Below are 18,181 nucleotides of genomic sequence, written 5' to 3'. Positions count from 1 at the left end.
TTCGCAGGCGTGCTCCCGTGGCGGGGGAATCGCTTGCGTGAGGAAAACGGCCGGGTTTGCCCCGCGCCGGCTCTTCGTGAGCAAACAAGCTGGTCCGGCGCAGCCCGGGCTTTGGTTCAAAAGGTTCTGCTGGGTGCCTATGGCTTCAAGCGCAATCATGGAAAGGTCCGCATCCAACCGCGCCATAATGGCTGCGGGCGGCACCGCCATTGCGCTCAAGCGGCGGCTAGCGGACATTCAATTATCCGGCATGCACACAGATACAGGCGCACAGCGGCGGGCATTGCCACGCCAGCTGCGGCCGTCGGCTGCCGGCAGGAAACAAGATAATGCCCAACAAGATGCTGATAGACGCCTCCCACCCGGAGGAAACACGCGTTGTCGTCGTTCGCGGTAACCGCATCGAAGAATTCGACTTTGAATCCCAGGACAAGAAGCAGCTCAAAGGAAACATCTACCTCGCCCGCGTAACCCGCGTCGAACCTTCCCTGCAGGCAGCCTTTGTCGAGTATGGCGGCAACCGTCACGGTTTTCTCGCCTTCAGTGAAATCCATCCCGACTACTATCAGATCCCGGTCGCCGACCGTCAGGCTCTGCTGCGCGCCGAAGCGCAGGAGGCCGAGGACGAAGACGACGAGGAAGCGGAGAACGGCGAAGAGCAGCAGGCGCGCGATCGCGGCGGGCGGCGCAACCGCAGGCGCGGCGGCAAGAACCGCGACCGCGGCGAGCACAGACACGCTTCCTCGGAAAACGAGGAAAGCCCGGCTGAGCCCGCAGCCCTTGAAGAACCCGCCAGCGAGGCTGCCGGGAGCGCGGAAGCCGGCGGCGTGACCGCCGATGCCTCACCAGAAGACGCATCGGACGTATCGGATGCATCCATCGTCGCCGAAGCCGTCGAAGTCGAAACCGACCAGGAAACGGCTGAAGAGTCCGCCGCCGAGACCGGCGGCGGCGACGCAGCGGACAACGAGGACGGCAAGCCGTCCGAAGGTGGTCCCACCTCGATTGCAGCGAGCGTCGAAGCCGATGTGATTTCCGAGGCGGTGCCGCAGGCGGATCAGCCCGAGCAGACCGCCGAAGCCGCCAGCGACAATGATCGCGGCATGCTGGAGGACGTATCGGCCTCGCATTCGGACGAGCACGAGGTCGAGTCGGTCGGCGCCGAGGACGCGCTGGAGGAAATCCGCAGCCGCCGCAAGCCGGTCCGCCGCCAGTACAAGATTCAGGAAGTCATCAAGCGCCGCCAGATCCTTCTGGTGCAGGTGGTCAAGGAAGAACGCGGCAACAAGGGCGCCGCGCTCACCACCTATCTTTCGCTTGCCGGCCGCTATTCGGTGCTGATGCCGAACACGGCGCGCGGCGGCGGCATCTCGCGCAAGATCACCAACGCCCAGGACCGCAAGCGGCTGAAGGAGGTCGTGACCGACCTCGACGTGCCGCAGGGCATGGGGGTCATCCTGCGCACCGCCGGCGAAAGCCGCACCAAGGCCGAGATCAAGCGCGACTACGAGTATCTGATGCGGCTGTGGGAGAATGTCCGCAGCCTCACGCTGCAATCCACGGCCCCTGCCCTCGTCTATGAGGAAGGCAGCCTGATCAAGCGGTCGGTGCGCGACCTCTACAACAAGGATATCGACGAGATCCTGGTCTCCGGCGAGGACGGTTATCGCGAGGCCAAGGACTTCATGCGCATGCTGATGCCGAGCCACGCCAAGGTGGTTCAGCCCTACCGCGACACGACGCCGATCTTCGTGCGCAACGGCATCGAGGCGCAGCTCGACCGCATGCTGCAGCCGCAGGTGACGCTGAAGAGCGGCGGCTACATCATCATCAACCAGACCGAGGCGCTGGTCTCGATCGACGTCAACTCCGGCCGCTCCACCAAGGAGCATTCGATCGAGGAGACCGCGCTACACACCAATCTGGAAGCGGCCGAGGAAGTCGCGCGGCAGTTGCGCCTGCGCGACCTTGCCGGCCTCATCGTCATCGACTTCATCGACATGGAGGAGAACCGCAACAACCGCGCTGTCGAGAAGCGGCTGAAGGATCACCTCAAGAACGACCGCGCCCGCATCCAGGTCGGCCGCATCTCGCATTTCGGTCTGATGGAAATGTCGCGCCAGCGCATCCGCGCCAGCGTGCTGGAATCGACCATGAAGCCCTGCCCGCATTGCGGCGGCACCGGCCATGTGCGTTCCGATTCCTCGGTGGCGCTGATGGTGGTGCGGGCGATCGAGGAATTCCTGCTCAAGGATTCGCGCAGCCACATCATCGTGCGCACGCCGGCCGCGACCGCGCTTTATGTGCTGAACCACAAGCGCGCCAACCTTGTGGAACTCGAAGCCCGTTTCGGCCTGACGATCACGATCGAGGCCGACGAGACGCTCGGCACCCAGCATTACGCGATCTTCCGCGGCGCCATCGCCGAGAAGCCGGAAGGCTTTGTCGAGGTGCGCAGCCTGCCGGCCTATGTCGAGCCGGACGAACCCGAGGACGAGATCGTCATCGAGGAAGAAGAAGAGGCCGCAGTGCAGGCCGAACAGCCGCGCCAGCCGCAGCAGCAGGGCCAGCACCAGCAGCGGTCCGAGGACGGCGAAGGCCGCGACCGCAAGCGTCGCAAGCGCCGGCGGCGGCGTGGCGGCAGGGACCGCGACCGCGAGCACAATGGGGATGTCGCGGCGGCGCCGGCGGAAGCTGGCGAAGCCAGCGACGATGCCGCGGATGCGCCGGAAGAAGCAGCCCAGGAGGCGACCGCTGGCGGCGAAGCCGAGGCAACCGCTACCGATGATGCTTCCGGCAAGAAGCGCCGGCGCGGCAAGCGCGGCGGCAAGCGCAACCGCCGTGACGACGAGGCGTCAGAGGCCGTCGCCGCCGATGGCGAGGTCGAAGCGGCGGAAGATGAGGACGCCGCAGGCGTGCCGGCGGTAGCGGCCGCGCCCGAGCAGCCTGCTGCTCCCGCGGCCGCCAATGACGATGCCGAGGCGGTCGAGAAGCCGAAGAAGCCCCGCCGTTCGCGCGCCAAGAAAGCCGCCGAGGAGGCCGTGGCGGAGACGGTGTCCGAACCTGTAGCGGAAGCTCAGGTGGCGCCCGTGGCGGTCGAGCCGGAGCAGGCAGCTGCCGCTCCCGCGGCGGCCGAGGCGGAGCCCGCCGTCAACCCGCATCAGACGCGGCGCAAGCCGCAGTCGATCGACGCGCCGGTGGTTCCCGTCGTGTCCTCGAACGTGTCTGAAGAGGCCAAGACCGAGGACAAGCCGAAGCGTGCGGGCTGGTGGCAGCGCAAAGGTTTCTTCTAAGCTTTTCAGGCCGTTAGACTGGTTTTCTCAAGATCCCGCGCCACAACCGGCGCGGGATTTTTGATTCCGCGAAGGGGCATTGCTTTTAAGGCGCGAAGATCGACCAGTTCATCATACGTGCGAGCTTCTCCAAGGCGATGGAGCCGAGCTTGGAGTTGCCGTTCTCGTTGAGGCCGGGCGACCAGACAGCCAGCGAAGCCACGCCAGGCACAATGCCTAAAATGCCGCCGCCGACTCCGCTTTTGCCGGGGATGCCGACATGGAAGGCAAAATCGCCGGAACCGTCATAGTGGCCGCAGGTCAGCATCAGCGCGCCGATACGGCGTGCCCGCTCGGCCGATACGACCGAATGCCCGGTCGCCGGATTCCTGCCGCCATTGGCGAGGAACCGGCCCGCCATGGCAAGCTGTCGGCAACTCATGGCGATGGCGCAGTGATGGAAATAGACGCCCAGCGCCAGCTCCGGCTCATGATGAAGATTGGCGAAGGATTTCATGTAGTTGGCCAGAGCGAAGTTGCGGTAGCCGGTGGCCCGCTCGGATGCCGCCACTTCGCGATCGATGATGATCGTCTCGTCATCGGCGAGGAACTGGATGAAGCGCAGGATCTCGCCGATCGCCTCGCGCGGCTGATGGCCGGCGAGCAGCACGTCGGAGACGACGATGGCGCCGGCATTGATGAACGGATTGCGCGGGATGCCGTTCTCATGTTCGAGCTGGACGATCGAATTGAACGGATTGCCGGACGGCTCGCGACCGACGCGCTGCCAGAGCGCATCGCCGATCTTGCCCAGCGCCAGCGTGAGGGTGAAAACTTTCGAGACGCTCTGGATCGAAAAGGGCTGATCGGCATCGCCAGCTAGGATGACGCGGCCGTCATTGGTCACGGCGGCGATGCCGAACCTCTTCGGATCGACCTTGCCCAGCTGCGGGATGTAGGTCGCCACCTTGCCGCGATCGGTGCGCTCAGCCATTTCGGCGGCGACTTCCGCCAATGCTTGCTCGAGTTCCGGCATGGCTTCTATTTCAGCCAGCGTTCGATGCGCGCCAGCGCCTCGACCATGTCGTCATGGCTGCCGGCATAGGAAAAGCGCATGGTGCGATGCCCCTGCAACGGGTCGAAATCGCGGCCTGGCGTCGCCGCGACATGCGCCTCGGCCAGCATTTTTCGCGCAAAGGCCATGCTATCATTGGTGTGGCGGGTGACATCGCAGAAGGCATAGAAGGCGCCGTCCATTGGTGCGGCCAGCGCAAAGCCGAGCTCGGGCAGACGCCTCATCAGAAGGTCGCGATTCCAGGCATAGCGCGCCTTCACCTTTTCGAGCTCCTCCGTGGCTTTGAAGGCCTCGATCGCGGCGACCTGCGACAATTCCGGCGGCGAGATATAGAGGCTCTGGGCGATACGCTCGACCGGCCGCACCAATTCCTCGGGCAACACCATCCAGCCGATGCGCCAGCCGGTCATGCAATAGTATTTCGAGAAGGAATTGATCACGGTCACGCCGGCGCTGTGCGCGAGCGCGCTCACATCGGGCGCCGCATAGGCCAGCCGGTGGTAGATTTCATCGGAGATGACGGCGACGCCGAGTTCCTCGGCCGTTTTCACCAGGGCCGCAAGTTCGTCCGCCGGGATCACCGCACCCGTCGGATTGGCGGGGCTGGCGAACAGCACGCCCTTCAGCGGCTCATCGCGATGGGCGGCCTTCAAATGCTCGGCATGCAGATAGGCGTCCGCGCCGAGCTCGATCTCGACGATCTCGATGCCGAGCGCGGCCATGATGTTGCGATAGGCCGGATAGCCGGGCGCGGCGATGGCGACGCGGTCGCCCGGATCGAACATTGCCAGGAAAGCGAGGTTAAAGGCGGCCGACGAGCCGGTCGTGACGGCGATGCGCGACGGCGCGACGTCGATCCCGTAATGCTCGCCATAGTGCTCGGCGATCGCCTTGCGCAGATCGGCCAGGCCCAAGGCATCGGTGTAGCCAATGCGGCCGTGCTTGAGGACCGCGGCAGCCGCTTCGCGGACGCCGGCCGGCGCGGGATCCGACGGCTGGCCGACGGCCATCGACACCACGGGCACGCCGGTAGCTTTCAGCCGGTTGGCTTCGGCCAGGATATCCATGGCGTGGAAGGGTTCGACTTCCCCCCGGCGCGAAAGCGAAACGACCATTTGACCTCTTCCAACCGCCCTATTTCGGTGAATTTCGGACGCAAGCAGCGCAGACTTGCCCTTGAACTGCCCTAGTTAAAGGAACAGCGCCGCACAAATGCCCGATTGATGTGGGGATCACAAGCGCGCAGGAAGTTGCCGGCGCCGACTTTTCATCTTTCGCCCGCTCGTCTACCAGTGGACCTATGTTGAGCCGACCCCGACCATCGATTGGCAGATCGACCTCTCTCAGCCGAACCGCGCGCGGTTTCGCGACGCTTATGCTTACCGCCGCCGTTGCCGTGTCGAGCTCGGTCGGCGCCTTCGCGCAAGGCGTGCCGGTGGTGCGCGACGCCGAGATCGAGGCGCTGGTACGCGATTACGCCCGGCCGATCTTCAAGGCCGCGGGGCTTGCCAATGACGGCATCGACATTGTCCTGGTCAACGATCCGAGTTTCAACGCCTTCGTCACCGGGCGGCGCCTGTTCGTCAACACCGGCGCGCTGGTGACCGCCGAAACCCCGAACGAGATCATCGGCGTCATCGCGCACGAGGCCGGCCATATCGCTGGCGGACATCAGCAGAAATTGCGCGACCAGCTCGACCGCGCCAAGACAATGGCCATCATCGCCACGCTGCTCGGCGCCGGCGCCATGGTTGCCGGCGCCACCACCAACAGCAAAGGGCTGGCGGGCGCCGGCATGGGCGTCGCCGCCGGCGGCGGCGAGATGGCGCAACGTTCGATCCTTGCCTATCAGCGCACCGAAGAGATCACCGCCGACCGTTCGGCGATCACCTATCTCAACGCCACCGGCCAATCCGGCATGGGCATGCTGAAGACCTTCGGCCGCTTCCAGAGCGCGCTGTCGCTCGCCGGCACCCAGGTGGATCCCTACCGGATCAGCCATCCGATGCCGCAGGAGCGCATCGCCAATCTTGAAGTGCTGGTCAAGCAGAGCCCCTTCGTCAATGTTGTCGACCCCCCGGCGCTGCAGCAGCGGCACGACATGATGCGCATCAAGATCGCCGCCTATATGCAGGGCCAGGCGGCTGTCGCGCGGCTGATGCGCAAGAATCCGGCCAGCCTCGCCTCGCGCTATGGCGACGCGCAGCAGACCTATCTTTACGGCAATCCAGGCGCCGCGCTGACCAAGACGGCGGCGCTGATCAAGGAACAGCCGAAGAACCCCTATTTCCAGGAGCTGCGCGGCGATATCCTGATGAAGGCAAACAAGCCGAAGGATGCGGCGGACGCCTATGCCAAGGCGGTGAGCCTCGATCCCGCGCATTCCGGACTGCTACTGGTCTCGCTCGGCCAGGCGCTGATGGCGGTGGGCACGCCCGATTCGCTGAAAAAGGCCGTGGTCCAGCTCAACAACGGCGTTGGGCGGGACAAGGAGAATGCCGATGCTTATCGCTTCCTGGCGCAGGCCTATGGAGAACAGGGCGACATTCCGGCCGCCGATCTCGCCACCGCGGAGGGCCATTACTATGCGGGCGACTACAAGAATGCGAAGATCTTCGCCATGCGCGCTCAACAGAAATTGAAGCGCGGCGAACCCCGCTGGGTGCGCGCTCAGGATATTATAAACTACACACCGTCTAACAAACTCAAATGAACCTCCCGGACGTCGGCGACGACGAAGGCGGACCGGAACAGGAAAAAGGACGACGATAATGAACAAGGCAATCCTGCTTGGCAGTGCCGGCGGCCTGGCGGTGGCGCTCGGCATGCTGGCCTTCGGTTTCGTGGCGGGAAATCCGCAGGCCGCGAAGGCCGACACCGTGCAGGTCGCCCAGGTCACGTCCTCCACCGACACCAAGGCGGCTGCCGACACCAAGATCGACCGCAAGGAGGTCGAGGGCATCATCCGCGACTACCTCTTGAAGAACCCGGAAGTGCTGCTCGAGGTGCAGGACGCGCTCGAGGCCAAGCAGAAGGAAGAGCAGCGGCTTGCCGCACTGGGCGTCATCAAGAATTCCAAGGACGAGATCTTCAACTCGACCTTCGACGGCGTCGTCGGCAACCCCAAGGGCAAGGTCACGATCGTCGAGTTCTACGACTACAATTGCGGCTTCTGCAAACGCGCCATCGAGGACATGCAGGCGCTGACCAAGTCAGACCCGGACCTGCGCTTCGTGCTCAAGGAGTTCCCGATCCTGAGCCCCGATTCGCAGAAGGCCAGCGTCGTCTCCATGGCGTTCCACTTGATGCATCCGGAGAAATACGGCGAATTCCACACCGCGCTGCTCGGCGGCCAGGGCCGCGCCACCGAAGCGACCGCTATCAAGGTGGCGCTTTCGCTCGGCGCCGATGAGGCGACGCTGCGCGAGAAGATGAAGGATCCGCGCATCGCCGAGACGCTTTCGCGCACCTATGACCTTGCGACGAAACTGTCGATCACTGGCACGCCGTCCTATGTGGTCGGCAACGAGGTGATCTTCGGAGCGCTCGGCCAGCAGGTTCTGGCGGAAAAGATCGAAGAGGCCAAGAGCGCACTGTAGGCGCTTGCGGATACAAAAGCCGGCCGCTGTGGACAGCGTAAGAACGCACTTGCGCTCTTTTCGCGGGCGGCTATGCCCATTATAGAGGCCCAGTGCGCCGGCTTGAGGTCGGCGTGAAACAAGGTCGGCATATTGAAAACGATTTTCGTCCTCAACGGTCCCAATCTCAATGCGCTCGGCAAACGCGAGCCGGGAATTTATGGCGGCAAGACGCTTGCGGCCATCGAAGAGGACTGCAAGGCGGCGGGCGCCGCGCTCGGGCTCGAGATCGATTTTCGCCAGTCCAATCATGAGGGCGATCTGGTCGACTGGATCCAGGAAGCCGGCGAGAAGGCCGCAGGCATCGTCATCAATCCCGGCGCCTACAGCCACACCTCGATCGCCATCCACGACGCCATCCGCTCTGTTGCGCCACTGCCCGTCGCGGAGGTCCATCTTTCCAACATCCACGCGCGGGAGCCCTTCCGCCACGTTTCGATGGTCGCGCCGGTCGCTGTCGGCATGATCTGCGGGTTCGGGCCGCTCGGCTACACGCTCGCGCTGAAGGCACTGGCGGCACGCCTGTGACCGGCCCCCAAACAGAAGGCTCGAAAATGTCGATAAAAAAGACCGGTGTTGACCAGCAGCTGATCCGCGATCTGGCGGGCATCCTGAACGACACCAATCTGACGGAGATCGAGGTCGAGCTCGGCGACCTCAAGGTGCGCGTGTCGCGCCAGTCGCAGGCTGTCCATGCGGTTGCCGCGCCCCTGCCCGCGATCGCCGCTCCCGTCGCCGCCGCGACTCAGCCGGCAGCGGCCGCCGCCGCGGCGCCCGCCGATCCGTCGAAAAACGCCGTGCCTTCGCCGATGGTCGGTACTGCCTATCTGGCGCCCTCGCCCGATGCCAAGCCGTTCGTCGAGATCGGTCAGAAGGTGAAGGAAGGCCAGACGCTTCTCATCATCGAGGCGATGAAGACGATGAATCAGATTCCCTCGCCGCGCGCCGGCACGGTGACGGCGATCCTCATCGAGGATGCCCAGCCGGTCGAGTACGGAATGCCGCTGGTGGTCCTCGAGTAGGAACAGCCAAGAGATGTTCCAGAAGATCCTCATCGCCAATCGCGGCGAAATCGCGCTCCGGGTGCTGCGCGCCTGCAAGGAGCTCGGCATCCAGACGGTGGTGGTCCACTCGACTGCGGATTCCGACGCCATGCATGTGCGGCTCGCCGATGAGAGCGTCTGCATCGGCCCGCCGCCGTCGCGCGAAAGCTATCTCAACATCCACCAGATCGTCGCCGCCTGCGAGATCACCGGCGCCGACGCCGTGCATCCGGGCTACGGCTTCCTGTCGGAAAACGCCAAATTCGCCGACATCCTCGCCGCCCACAACATCACCTTCATCGGCCCCTCCGGCGACCATATCCGCATCATGGGCGACAAGATCGAGGCCAAGCGCACGGCAAAGCGTCTCGGCATTCCCGTGGTGCCCGGCTCCGACGGCGCGATCAGCGACGAGAAGGAGGCCAAGCGCGTTGCGGCCGAGATCGGCTATCCGGTGATCATCAAGGCCTCCGCCGGCGGCGGCGGCCGCGGCATGAAGGTGGCGCACACCGAAGCGGATCTCGAAGTCGCGTTGCAGACGGCAAAGTCTGAAGCGGGCGCGGCCTTTGGCGACGACGCCGTCTATATCGAGAAATATCTGGAGAAGCCGCGCCATATCGAGGTGCAGGTGTTCGGAGACGGCGCCGGCCGCGGCGTGCATTTCGGCGAACGCGACTGCTCGCTGCAGCGGCGCCACCAGAAAGTCTGGGAGGAAGCCAATTCGCCGGCGCTCAATGCCGAGGAACGTTCGCGCATCGGCAACATCTGCGCCAAGGCGATCGCCGATCTCGGCTATTCCGGCGCCGGCACGATCGAATTCCTCTATGAGAATGGCGAGTTCTATTTCATCGAGATGAACACGCGCCTGCAGGTCGAGCATCCGGTCACGGAAGCGATCACCGGCATCGACCTCGTGCACGAGCAGATCCGCGTCGCTTCCGGCGGCGGGCTGTCGGTCAGGCAGGAGGATATCAAGTTCAACGGCCATGCCATCGAGTGCCGCATCAACGCGGAGGATCCGCGCACCTTCACACCCTCGCCCGGCACGATCACGCATTTCCATACGCCGGGCGGCCTCGGCGTCCGCGTCGATTCCGGTGTCTATTCCGGCTACAAGATCCCGCCTTATTACGACAGCCTGATCGGCAAGCTGATCGTGCATGGCCGCAACCGCGTCGAATGCATGATGCGGCTGCGCCGCGCGCTCGACGAGTTCGTCGTCGACGGCATCAAGACGACGCTGCCGCTGTTTCGCGACCTTGTCGGCAATCCCGACATCGCCAATGGCGACTACGACATCCACTGGCTGGAAAAATACCTGGCCAAGGGTGAATAGCACGGGGATGCGATGACCCGCCCCTACGCGCCAGGCTATCGCATCCCGACCGACCTGCTGCTCAGGGCATACGCCTCGGGCGTCTTCCCGATGGCAGAGAGCGCCAACGACCCGGAAGTGTTCTGGGTGCGGCCGGAAACGCGCGGCATCATCCCGCTGGACGGGTTCCATACACCGCGCAGCCTCAAGAAGACGATCCGCAAGCACCCGTTCGAGATCCGCTACGATTTCGATTTCGAGGCGACGATCGACGGCTGCGCCGAGAAGCGCGAGGAGCGCCGCTCGACCTGGATCAATGCGCCGATCCGCGAAGCCTATGTCGAGCTCTATCGCCTCGGCCATTGCCATTCGGTCGAAGCCTGGCGCGAGGATCGCCTGGTCGGCGGCCTTTACGGCGTCTCGCTCGGGCGTGTGTTCTTCGGCGAGAGCATGTTCGCCAGGGAGACCGATGCCTCGAAGACCTGCCTCTATTATCTCGTCGAGCGGCTGAAGGCGCGCGGCTTCGCGCTGCTCGACACGCAGTTCACCACCGAGCATCTGAAGCGCTTCGGCGCCATCGACGTGCCGCGCGGCCAATATGAGAAGCTGCTGGCCGAAGCGCTGAAGGGCGAGGCCGTCTTCTATCCTTGAGGTCAGCTCTACGCCGTCTCCAACGGCGTCTGGGCATGGAACATCATCTTCCAGCCGTCGGCGCGGTGAACATAGCCGGTGCTGACCAGCGCGGCATAGGATTCGCCGTTCTCACGCGTCGCGCGCGCTTCGTAAGTCAGCATGACGATATCGCTGCCCGGCTCGACCATACCCTTCAGCTTGATGTCGAGGTCGCGCCAACGGTTGGGCTTGCCGGCAGTCCCTGCCAGTTCGGCGTTGGTCATCGCCTTGGCCATTTGCGGAAACGCCACCAGGCATTCCACATCGGCATTGGCTTCATAATAAGCGGAATCGCCGGTCCAGAAGCCCTTCTCGATGTCGAGAAGCTCTTGCTTGTTGGCCATGATCGGCTTCGTGGGGGTCATCGCGGAATCCTCCTCGCCTTGCCGAGTTGGAACGGCTCAAAGGCGGGCAGGTTCCGGGATCAGTTGGTCCTGGAAGGATCGTCGTCGGCCGGCTCGGGAGCAGCGTCGGCCGGCTCGGTCGCTGGCTCCGCCGAAGCCTTGGGTTTGGCGGCCTGGGTCTTCGGCTTGCCTGTCTCGGCCTTTGCCGCGGTCGGTGGCGGCACGTCCGACTTCTGCTTGCAGCCCTTGAGCCAGACGTCATAGACGGCGTGCTCGACGGCGTTGAGGCCAGGGCTTTCGGCAAACATCCAGCCGGTGAAGATACGGCGGATCTTGCGGTCGAGCGTGATCTCGTCGACCTCGACGAAGGAATCGGTCTTCGGCTGCTCCGTATCCGGCCGCGAATAGCAGATGCGGGGCGTGACCTGCAAAGCGCCGAACTGCACGGTCTCGTCGACATAGACGTCGAAGGTGATGATGCGACCGGTGATCTTGTCGATGCCGGCGAATTCGGCCACGGGATTGGTGATACGCTCGGAGGCAGCCGGCGCTGGGGCCGGCGCCTGCGCGGCGGCGAAAGCGGCCGTCGAGCCAAGCAGAAGGGACGCCGCAGCGATCAGCGCCTTAGAGATTTGGGCTGGAATCCTGAGCCGCAATTCCGAACGGAAAACCGCTGCGCACTTTTCCTGGAATTGCTCTGGATCGCTCATGCAAAATACCGGTGGTTGCGCCCGGGTGATTCTCAATGCCCAAGGCTAATCATGGCTGCGCAGTCAGCAAGCAGCTAAACGCCAATTGTGGCGATAAAGGATCGAAGCGGCGCTTTGCGATCCGGGTGATTACGATCCCGGCGTCCAGGCATCGTAGTCGCCGGTCACTTGCGGACGATGCTGGTTGGTCAAGATCGAACCTTGCGGCCGATAGGCGCCGGGCGTTCCTGTGAGGTTCGCCCGATGCGGCTTCTGCCACTCGCGCGCCTTGTAGCTCTCGCCCGAAGGGGGCGTGTCGACGCGGTGATGAATCCAGCCATGCCAGCCGGGCGGGATCTTCGAGGCTTCCGAATAGTCGCGGTAGATCACCCAACGGCGGGTGCGGCCTTCCGAATCGACACCGCCTTCATAGTAGACGTTGCCTGCTTCGTCCTCGCCGACCTTCTTGCCGAAGCGCCAGGTGTGAAAGCGGGTGCCAAGCGTCTGGCTGTTCCACCAGGTGAAAAACTGCAGCAGGAAAGTTTTCATCCAGATCCTCGCGGCGGCAGCGGCTGCGCCATTCCCCTGCTTATGGCGTCACCCAAACGCGAAGGCAAGGCTTTTGCCGCGCCCGGAACATAATGCTTCGTGCGCTAAATCGATGCAGCCGCTCCGCCGGCGGCAGGGCGGCTTGCCAAGCCTTGCCTGTCTTTCTAAAGCTCGACCCGCCTCGTTCCGGGGCGCCTAGAGCCGGATGATTTCAGGTCGAATCGAACTGAAATCATCCGGCTCTAGATCAAAGAGATAGAGAATGATGTCGTCCGAAAACCGCTACACACTTTTCGGCATCATGCTCTAGGGAGGTGACGATTGACCCGTGATCCGTCCGCCGACAGCCGGATCAGCGCCGAAGACATCCGCCGCCGCAAGGGCGGCGTGCCGATCGTGTGCCTCACCGCCTATACCTATCCCGTCGCCCGCCTGCTCGATCCGCATGTCGACCTGCTCCTGGTCGGTGACAGCGTCGCCATGGTCCTGCACGGCCACGCAACCACGCTCGGCGCCTCGCTGGAGATGATGATCGCCCACGGTCAGGCCGTGATGCGCGGCTCGGCCAAGGCTTGCGTCGTGGTCGACATGCCGGCCGGCAGCTATGAGGACTCACCGACGCAGGCCGCAGCATCGGCGAGGCGGATCGTCGGGGAAACGGGCTGCCAGGCCGTGAAGCTCGAAGGCGGCGTCGACATGGCCGCCCAGATCGCGGCCATCGTCGCCGAAGGCATACCGGTCATGGGCCATATCGGCCTGCAGCCACAGTCAGTGGAAAAGGACGGTGGCTACAAGGTCAAGGGCCGCACGGAGGAGAACATCGCAGCGCTCTTCCGCGACGCCGAGGCGGTGGAAAAGGCCGGCGCCTTCTCCGTCGTTATCGAGGGCACCATGGAGGTCGTGGCCGCGAAGTTGACCCGTCACATTTCCATACCGACAATCGGTATCGGCGCCAGCGCCGACTGTGACGGCCAGATCCTGGTGATCGACGACATGGTCGGCATGACCGTCGACCGCGTGCCTAAATTCGTGAAGGAATACGCCAACTTGCGCGGCGTCATCGCGGATGCGGCGGCGCGCTACGCGGCCGAGGTGCGCAGCCGCGCCTTTCCCGGCCCCGACCACGTCTTCACGACGGCATCCAGCAAGGACGAGACATGAACGCTCCAATCGTCGTCGACAGCGTCACAGCGCTTCGGGCGCAGGTCCAGGGTTGGCGGCGAGCCGGCCTCAAGGTCGCCATGGTGCCGACGATGGGTGCGCTGCATGACGGCCATATCTCGCTGGTCAGGATCGCGCTCGAACGGGCCGAGCGCTGCGTCGTCTCGATCTTCGTCAATCCGACGCAGTTCGCGCCAACGGAAGACCTCGACAAATACCCGCGTCAGCTGGCCCGCGATCTCGACCGGTTGCGGGAGGCAGGCGCGCATCTCGCCTTCACGCCGGGCGTAAGCGAAATGTACCCTGCCGGCTTCGCCACCAAGATCTCGGTGGGCGGTCCCTCGTCGGGCCTCGAAACAGACTTCAGGCCAAGCTTCTTCGACGGCGTCGCGACCGTGGTGGCCAAGCTCTTCCTGCAGGCGGCGCCCGATTGCGCCGTGTTCGGCGAGAAGGATTACCAGCAGCTTTGCGTCGTCAGGCAGCTCTGCCGCGATCTCGACCTGCCGGTCGAGATCATCGGCGCGCCGACGGTGCGTGACGCCCATGGCCTCGCCATGTCGTCACGCAATGCCTATCTGGGCGAAGCCGAGCTCGACATCGCGCGCCAGCTCAACGTAATCCTGCGCCGCACGGCGGCGGCGCTCTCAGCCGGCGCGGGTGAAGCCGACGCGATCGAAGATGCCACGAAGGCTGTCATCTCAGCGGGCTTCCGTAAGGTCGACTATGTCGCCGCGCGCGCGAGCGTGACGCTTGCACCCTGGCAGCGGAGCCGCGACGGCCGTCTGCTCGCGGCAGCCTGGCTCGGCACGACGCGGCTGATCGACAATGTGGAGATTCCCTCCGCCTGACCGCTTGCGGCCCGATCGGCTGCCGATCCGCCGCTACGCTTCGTGACGCTACTCGTCCGACGGCCTATGCAGATACATCGATTGGATGCGCGCCGGCGGTCTAGCCGAGCCGTTTTTCCATGATGAGCGCGGGCAATCCCGAACCGCCGCCGCAATCGGCGGTCCTGCCCGCCGGCCGGAATCCGTTGGCCTCGTAGAAGCCGATGGCCGCGGCATTTGCTTCCTCGACCTCGAGGCGCAGCGTATCCATCTCCGGAAAACTGGCCTCGACTTCGTCGAGCAGCGACTGGCCAATCCCCTGCCGCTGGCAGGCCGGATGCACGTAGAGCTGGTTCAGAAGGACGATCTTCGGGTCGGTGGTCGCGGCGGCGAACGCCATGCCGCCGAGCCGCTTGCCATCGTCAGCCACCAGGAATTCGGAATTCGGCCGCGTCAGCCGCGCCTTGAGCGAGGCGATCGAATGCCAGTCGTCGGTGATCGCCGTCACCCGCTCGGCGCCGTAGATGGCGTCATAGGTCGCATGCCAGGTCTCGACCAGCAGCGCGCGGACCGCAACAAGATCGCGCTCGCTGGCGGTACGGACGAACATCGCCCTATTCGATGCCCAGCTTGGCCTTGACGAGGTCGTTGACCGCCTGCGGGTTGGCCTTGCCGCCCGTCGCCTTCATCACCTGGCCAACGAACCAGCCGGCCATGGTCGGCTTGGCCCGCGCCTGCTCGGCCTTGTCCGGGTTGGCGGCGATCACCTCGTCGACGGCCTTCTCGATGGCGCCGGTGTCGGTGACCTGCTTCATGCCGCGGCTCTCGACCAGCTGGCGCGGGTCGCCGCCCTCGTTCCAGACGATCTCGAACAGGTCCTTGGCGATCTTGCCTGAAATGGTGCCTTCCTTGATCAGGTCCAGCACGGCGCCCAGCTGCTCAGGCGAAACCGGAGCATTTTCAATGTCTTTGCCGGCCTTGTTCAGCTGCCCAAGGAGATCGTTGATGACCCAGTTGGCGGCGAGCTTGCCGTCGCGCCCGGCGGCAACCTTCTCGAAATAGTCGGCAATCGGCTTTTCCGAAACCAGCACCGAGGCGTCATAGGCGGACAGCCCAAGCACATCGACCAGCCGCGCCTTCTTGTCGTCAGGCAGTTCCGGCAGGTCCTTGGCCAGCGCGTCGACATAGGCTTGGTCGAACTCCAGCGGCAAAAGGTCGGGATCCGGGAAATAGCGATAGTCGTGCGCTTCTTCCTTGGAGCGCATCGAGCGCGTCTCGCCCTTGTTCGGGTCGAACAGGCGCGTTTCCTGGTCGATCTTGCCGCCGTCTTCTAGAATGGCGATCTGCCGGCGCGCCTCATATTCGATGGCCTGGCCGATGAAGCGGATCGAATTCATGTTCTTGATCTCGCAGCGCGTGCCGAATTCGCCGCCCGGACGGCGCACCGAGACGTTGACGTCCGCACGCAGCGAGCCCTCGTCCATATTGCCGTCGCAGGTGCCGAGATAGCGCATGATCGAGCGCAGCTTGGTGACATAGGCCTTGGCCTCGTCGGCCGAGCGGATGTCGGGCTTGGAGACGATCTCCATCAGCGCGACACCGGAGCGGTTGAGGTCGACATAGGACATGGTCGGGTGCTGGTCGTGCATCGACTTGCCGGCGTCCTGTTCCAGATGCAGGCGCTCGATGCCGACCTCGATATCCTCGAACTCGCCCTGGCGGTCGGGGCCGACGGAGACGATCACCTTGCCCTCGCCGACGATCGGCTGCTTGAACTGCGAGATCTGATAGCCCTGCGGCAGGTCCGGATAGAAATAGTTCTTCCGGTCGAAGACCGACTTGTGGTTGATCGCGGCTTTGAGACCGAGCCCCGTGCGGATCGCCTGCTTGACGCATTCCTCGTTGATGACCGGCAGCATGCCGGGCATGGCCGCGTCGACCAGGCTGACATTGGCGTTGGGCGCGGCGCCGAACGAGGTCGAGGCGCCGGAGAAAAGCTTGGCCTGCGAGATCACTTGCGCATGCACTTCGAGCCCGATGATGATTTCCCAGTCGCCGGTGGCGCCGGGGATAAGCCGTTTTGCGTCGGGGGTGCGGGTGTCGATGATGCTCATGGAGGCCTACGGACTTAGAATTCTCGGAATTGCATTAATGCACATTTCGCTGCGCAACTTCGCTAGTGCAAACAGCCCGTCGAGACAAGCGGAAAGCCCCACCCTGGCCTTTTCCGCCACGTTCGCCTATAGGACATCCATCCCAATGGAGAGTGGATGTCCACTTACGCTCAGTCCCGGTGAAGCCCTGACCTCCTAAGCGAGGCAGGGCAGAAAAACCTGAAACCCCGTGCCGCGATGTCTCGCGGCGGCGGCTTTTTTTATTTTCCCGGGAATTCTCCAATGGACATTTCGCGCAGCGCATGACCCCGAAAATCGGAACCGATTTTCGGAAAGGATCATGCGCCAACCAAGAGTGCCACAGCGTCCTTTTGCGCGTCCAAGAGGACGCGCGGCGCTGTGGGGAACAGCGCATCCTGCACCTGCTCGCGCAGGGCGGGCGTATCGAAATCGAAAAGAACGAGAGCAGGAAAATCGCCTCGGTCCAGTGCCTGACCCGCGACGGCTGGCGCTATCCGGGCTTCGACTTGGAACTCTTTCGAAAACTGAGGCGCAAGAAAGCGGTTTCCTCGACAGATGGCGGCCCCTATCGCATCACCCGACGCGGGCTCCAACTCGTCCGTGCCGAGCTCGACAACCGATAGAACGCGCCCACGCCGCCGGCTGGCAACAGCCGGCGGTTTTCACTCAAGATCAAGCAGTGGCGATGTATTGCTTGATCTCCTCGGCCTCGCGCTCGACGTCCTCGATGCGGCGCTTGACCACGTCGCCGATGGAGACGATGCCGTCGAGCAGGCCGTTTTTCTCAACCGGCAGATGGCGGAAGCGGCCCCTGGTCATGATCTCCATGACCTCATTGACCGTGTGGTTTTCGTTGCAGATCTTCACCTTCGGCGTCATCGCCGAGCGCACGGCGATATCGAGCGCGGCGGCGCCATCCCTGGCCAGGACCTTGACGATGTCGCGCTCCGAGAGGATGCCGACGATCTTCCGGTCGCCATTGGTGATGACGAGCGCGCCGATCCTGTGCTCGGCCAGCATGCGAATGGCCTCGCTGAGTTTCTCATTGGGCCCGAGCGTGAACACGTCATGGCCCTTGCTTTCGAGAATTGCCTTAACCGTCATGGCGTCCTCCACTGCCTTTGACGCCGGCTCCCCGCCCCGACCGGCTTTTTCAGCCCCTGCGCCCCTAGAAAGACACCGGGTGCTTAGCAAACATCGTGCGCCGTGATTGGTTGCTTTTCAAGTGCGCCTAAGGACTAGGCTGCAGCCAGCCGCGGTCGAAGGAACGCAATCCGAAGAAGCCTGCGACAAAGCCGCCAATATGGGCTTCCCAGGCGATCTGGCCATCGACGCCTGGCGCGAAGCCGAGCAGGCCGGTGGCGAGATTGATCACCAACCAGACGCCAAGAAAGGTCATGACGCCGCGCGAGCGCAACACGGCCGAAATCGGCAGGGGCTCGCCGGCGAAGGCCGCCCTGC

At 64.0% G+C, this 18,181-nt stretch carries 19 protein-coding genes; 10 read left to right on the top strand and 9 right to left on the bottom strand.

Annotation, left to right across the window (positions count from 1 at the left end):
* Positions 1-329: 329 nt before the first annotated feature.
* Positions 330-3,293 (top strand): Rne/Rng family ribonuclease, encoded by a 2,964-nt coding sequence (locus E5X34_RS28155; RefSeq protein ID WP_292571713.1) that lies wholly within the window; start codon positions 330-332, stop codon positions 3,291-3,293.
* Between the two features lie 85 nt (positions 3,294-3,378).
* Here the strand turns inward: E5X34_RS28155 and E5X34_RS28150 are convergent, their stop codons facing one another.
* Together E5X34_RS28150 and E5X34_RS28145 are read right to left on the bottom strand one after the other, a co-directional pair.
* Positions 3,379-4,308, bottom strand: a complete 930-nt coding sequence (locus E5X34_RS28150) for a glutaminase (protein WP_292571710.1) — start codon at positions 4,306-4,308, stop codon at positions 3,379-3,381.
* Positions 4,309-4,313: 5 nt separating this feature from the next.
* The gene (locus tag E5X34_RS28145) at positions 4,314-5,462 is read right to left on the bottom strand and encodes an aminotransferase class I/II-fold pyridoxal phosphate-dependent enzyme (RefSeq protein ID WP_292571708.1); all 1,149 of its coding nucleotides are present in this window, start codon (positions 5,460-5,462) and stop codon (positions 4,314-4,316) included.
* 185 nt (positions 5,463-5,647) lie between these two features.
* On the opposite strand from E5X34_RS28145, the gene E5X34_RS28140 reads away from it, so the two are divergent.
* The 6 genes from E5X34_RS28140 (at position 5,648) to aat (ending at position 10,994) form a co-directional block, all read left to right on the top strand.
* The gene (locus E5X34_RS28140; RefSeq protein WP_292571705.1) at positions 5,648-7,060 is read left to right on the top strand and encodes a M48 family metalloprotease; all 1,413 of its coding nucleotides are present in this window, start codon (positions 5,648-5,650) and stop codon (positions 7,058-7,060) included.
* A 58-nt stretch (positions 7,061-7,118) separates the two neighbouring features.
* Complete coding sequence (locus tag E5X34_RS28135) at positions 7,119-7,946, top strand: DsbA family protein (RefSeq protein ID WP_292571701.1); 828 nt, start codon at positions 7,119-7,121, stop codon at positions 7,944-7,946.
* Between the two features lie 132 nt (positions 7,947-8,078).
* Entirely contained in the window at positions 8,079-8,513 is a 435-nt protein-coding gene (aroQ, locus tag E5X34_RS28130) for a type II 3-dehydroquinate dehydratase (protein ID WP_292571698.1), read from the top strand.
* A 26-nt stretch (positions 8,514-8,539) separates the two neighbouring features.
* Complete coding sequence (gene accB, locus E5X34_RS28125) at positions 8,540-9,007, top strand: acetyl-CoA carboxylase biotin carboxyl carrier protein (protein WP_292571696.1); 468 nt, start codon at positions 8,540-8,542, stop codon at positions 9,005-9,007.
* Between the two features lie 13 nt (positions 9,008-9,020).
* The gene (accC, locus tag E5X34_RS28120; RefSeq protein WP_292571693.1) at positions 9,021-10,364 is read left to right on the top strand and encodes an acetyl-CoA carboxylase biotin carboxylase subunit; all 1,344 of its coding nucleotides are present in this window, start codon (positions 9,021-9,023) and stop codon (positions 10,362-10,364) included.
* Positions 10,365-10,376: 12 nt separating this feature from the next.
* Positions 10,377-10,994: a leucyl/phenylalanyl-tRNA--protein transferase gene (gene aat, locus E5X34_RS28115; RefSeq protein ID WP_292571690.1), complete on the top strand. Its 618-nt coding sequence runs from the start codon at positions 10,377-10,379 to the stop codon at positions 10,992-10,994.
* A gap of 8 nt (positions 10,995-11,002) precedes the next feature.
* Here aat and E5X34_RS28110 read toward each other — a convergent pair whose 3' ends face one another.
* From E5X34_RS28110 to E5X34_RS28100, 3 genes are all read right to left on the bottom strand, one after another.
* A complete protein-coding gene (locus E5X34_RS28110) occupies positions 11,003-11,380 on the bottom strand; it encodes a hypothetical protein (RefSeq protein ID WP_292571687.1) in 378 nt (125 codons plus the stop codon).
* Between the two features lie 59 nt (positions 11,381-11,439).
* On the bottom strand, positions 11,440-12,069 hold the full coding sequence (locus E5X34_RS28105) for a DUF2155 domain-containing protein (protein WP_292571684.1): 630 nt from the start codon (positions 12,067-12,069) through the stop codon (positions 11,440-11,442).
* A 129-nt stretch (positions 12,070-12,198) separates the two neighbouring features.
* Positions 12,199-12,597 carry an NADH:ubiquinone oxidoreductase subunit NDUFA12 gene (locus E5X34_RS28100; protein WP_042643890.1) on the bottom strand — a complete coding sequence of 133 codons (399 nt, stop codon included), beginning with the start codon at positions 12,595-12,597 and terminating at the stop codon, positions 12,199-12,201.
* Positions 12,598-12,918: 321 nt separating this feature from the next.
* Here E5X34_RS28100 and panB point away from each other — a divergent pair, with 321 nt between their 5' ends.
* Both panB and panC read left to right on the top strand, forming a co-directional pair.
* Complete coding sequence (gene panB, locus E5X34_RS28095) at positions 12,919-13,758, top strand: 3-methyl-2-oxobutanoate hydroxymethyltransferase (RefSeq protein ID WP_292571680.1); 840 nt, start codon at positions 12,919-12,921, stop codon at positions 13,756-13,758.
* Positions 13,755-14,606 carry a pantoate--beta-alanine ligase gene (panC, locus tag E5X34_RS28090; protein ID WP_292571677.1) on the top strand — a complete coding sequence of 284 codons (852 nt, stop codon included), beginning with the start codon at positions 13,755-13,757 and terminating at the stop codon, positions 14,604-14,606. Before panB ends, panC begins: the two co-directional genes overlap by 4 nt.
* 100 nt (positions 14,607-14,706) lie before the next feature.
* Here the strand turns inward: panC and E5X34_RS28085 are convergent, their stop codons facing one another.
* Together E5X34_RS28085 and gatB are read right to left on the bottom strand one after the other, a co-directional pair.
* Positions 14,707-15,195, bottom strand: a complete 489-nt coding sequence (locus E5X34_RS28085) for a GNAT family N-acetyltransferase (protein WP_292571674.1) — start codon at positions 15,193-15,195, stop codon at positions 14,707-14,709.
* Positions 15,196-15,199: 4 nt separating this feature from the next.
* Entirely contained in the window at positions 15,200-16,699 is a 1,500-nt protein-coding gene (gene gatB / locus E5X34_RS28080; RefSeq protein ID WP_292571671.1) for an Asp-tRNA(Asn)/Glu-tRNA(Gln) amidotransferase subunit GatB, read from the bottom strand.
* A 371-nt stretch (positions 16,700-17,070) separates the two neighbouring features.
* Between gatB and E5X34_RS28075 the strand changes: the two genes are divergently transcribed.
* Positions 17,071-17,343 carry a YjhX family toxin gene (locus E5X34_RS28075; protein WP_042643899.1) on the top strand — a complete coding sequence of 91 codons (273 nt, stop codon included), beginning with the start codon at positions 17,071-17,073 and terminating at the stop codon, positions 17,341-17,343.
* Between the two features lie 49 nt (positions 17,344-17,392).
* Here E5X34_RS28075 and E5X34_RS28070 read toward each other — a convergent pair whose 3' ends face one another.
* Together E5X34_RS28070 and E5X34_RS28065 are read right to left on the bottom strand one after the other, a co-directional pair.
* Positions 17,393-17,824, bottom strand: coding sequence for a CBS domain-containing protein (locus E5X34_RS28070; protein WP_292571668.1), 432 nt, complete (start codon positions 17,822-17,824; stop codon positions 17,393-17,395).
* 127 nt (positions 17,825-17,951) lie between these two features.
* A partial coding sequence (locus E5X34_RS28065; protein WP_292571665.1) for a rhomboid family intramembrane serine protease occupies positions 17,952-18,181 on the bottom strand: 230 nt, incomplete at its 5' end.

The organism is Mesorhizobium sp. (assembly GCF_004963255.1).
Lineage (GTDB): Bacteria > Pseudomonadota > Alphaproteobacteria > Rhizobiales > Rhizobiaceae > Mesorhizobium.
Note: the sequence above shows the minus strand (reverse complement) of the source record. Positions and strands in the feature narration are given on the sequence as shown.